This window comes from Herbaspirillum sp. B65 (assembly GCF_000333555.1).
Lineage (GTDB): Bacteria > Pseudomonadota > Gammaproteobacteria > Burkholderiales > Burkholderiaceae_D > Herbaspirillum > Herbaspirillum rubrisubalbicans.
Genome location: NZ_BADI01001223.1, coordinates 1 through 1916, shown reverse-complemented (window position 1 = coordinate 1916; position 1916 = coordinate 1). Strand labels below are relative to the sequence as shown.

The 1916-nt window shown below is 59.0% G+C and carries 3 protein-coding genes; all 3 read left to right on the top strand.

Annotated features, from left to right (window positions below; translation table 11 throughout):
* A partial coding sequence (locus tag I5W_RS28825) for a nitrile hydratase subunit alpha (RefSeq protein WP_044531828.1) occupies positions 1–237 on the top strand: 237 nt, incomplete at its 5' end.
* Positions 238–294: 57 nt separating this feature from the next.
* Positions 295–954, top strand: a complete 660-nt coding sequence (gene nthB / locus I5W_RS28820) for a nitrile hydratase subunit beta (protein WP_044531827.1) — start codon at positions 295–297, stop codon at positions 952–954.
* Positions 951–1916: GTP-binding protein (locus I5W_RS28815; protein ID WP_252717274.1), on the top strand; the 966-nt coding region annotated here is incomplete at its 3' end. The genes nthB and I5W_RS28815, both read left to right, overlap by 4 nt.

Genomic DNA, 1916 nt, shown 5'->3' with positions numbered 1-1916 from the left:
TACAAGGGCTTCGAATTCCGCGCCCGCCTGGTGCGCGAGGGACGTACAGTGCTCGCCGAACTCGGCACCGAACTGCCCAAGGACATGGCCGTGAAAGTCTGGGACACCAGCGCTGAGACCAGTTACCTGGTGCTGCCGATGCGCCCGGCCGGCACCGAAGGCTGGAGCGAAGAGGCACTCAGCAAGCTCATCACCAAGGATGTGCTCATCGGCGTGGCCCTGCCCAAGGTGGGCTAATCGCGGCCCCTATCCCCGAGCACTTCTCTTTCACATTCAATTAACGGAGATTCAAACATGGATGGCTTTCACGACCTCGGCGGTGTTCAAGGCTTCGGCCGTATTCCGCATACCATCAACAGCCTCGATTACAAGAAGGTCTTCAAGCAGGACTGGGAGCACCTGGCCTATACCCTGATGTTCCTGGGTGCCGATCACATGAAGCTCTACAGCGTGGACGAAGTGCGTCACGCGGTGGAACGCATCGAATTCCGCCAGCAGGCCAACACCCAGTACTACGAGCGCTATGTCATCGCCACCGCATCGCTGCTGGTCGAGCAAGGCGTGCTGACCCAACAAGAACTCGATGAAGCACTAGGCTCCCACTTCAAACTGGCCAGCCCCGTGCAGTCCAAGGGCCGCCCCGCCATCACCGGCCGCCCGCCCTTCGAAGTCGGCGACCGCGTGCTGGTACGCGACGAACGTGTCACCGGCCACATCCGCTGCCCAGGCTATGTGCGCGGCAAAGAAGGCGTGGTGCTCCACCGTACCACCGAACAGTGGCCCTTCCCCGACACCATCGGCCACGGCGACAAGAGTGCCGTGATGCAGCCGACCTATCACGTCCAGTTCAGGAACCGTGATGTGTGGGGCGATGCTTGCGATGATGGCTTCGTGGTGGTGGATCTGTTCGAAGGCTATCTGGACAAGGTAGCGCAACAAGGTGGACTCGCATGAACAAACCGGCGCCCGAGGTGTTGTTGAATGCTCAGGCGCAGAGAATCCCGGTGACGGTGTTATCGGGATTTCTCGGATCTGGCAAGACCACCTTGCTCAACCATATCCTGCGCAACCGGGCCGGGATGAAAGTGGCGGTGATCGTCAATGACATGAGCGAAGTCAACATGGATGGCGACGATGTCAGGCGCAACACCGAACTGTACCGCGGCAACGATGAGCTGGTGGAGATGAGCAATGGCTGCATCTGCTGTACCTTGCGCGCCGACTTGCTGGAGCAGGTCAGCGCGCTGGCAAGGTCGGGCCGTTTCGATTATCTGCTGATCGAATCGACCGGCATTTCCGAACCCATTCCGGTGGCGGAGACCTTTGCCTTTCTCGACCGCGACGGCTTCAGCCTGAGCGAGCTGGCACGCTTGGACACGCTGGTCACGGTGGTCAACGGCGAAACATTCGAACAGCAATTGTCTGAGCACGTCGCCGTCACGCAGGCCGATGGCAGCAGCACTCGCCGGCTTTCCGACCTGCTCATCGAACAGGTCGAGTACGCCAACGTGATCCTGGTCAGCCGCGTCGACCTGATCGATGCGAGCACCTTCGCGGCCCTCAAGGCAATGCTCCAGAAGCTCAACCCGACTGCACGGATTCTGCCGATGGCGCATGGACCTGCATCTCGCAACAGATCTCTACAAACAGAAAGTCGTTGGCAGCGATCTGCCTATGGCGACCCGATCTGTTTCAGTCAACTAAAAAATGGAACCAATATGATGAATGTCACATCCCCCCCGCATCCAGCGGAAGACTATGAAATTCCTTCGCAATTACCCACCCAGGCTCAACCGGAAGTAGCGACTCCTGAACCAGGTGAGGCCAGCACATGCAACACCATGCAGCAGTTGAACAAGAACCAGGGAAAGGGCGCAGTTCTTCGTCAACTGGCGGGTGCTTTGCCTACTCTTCAT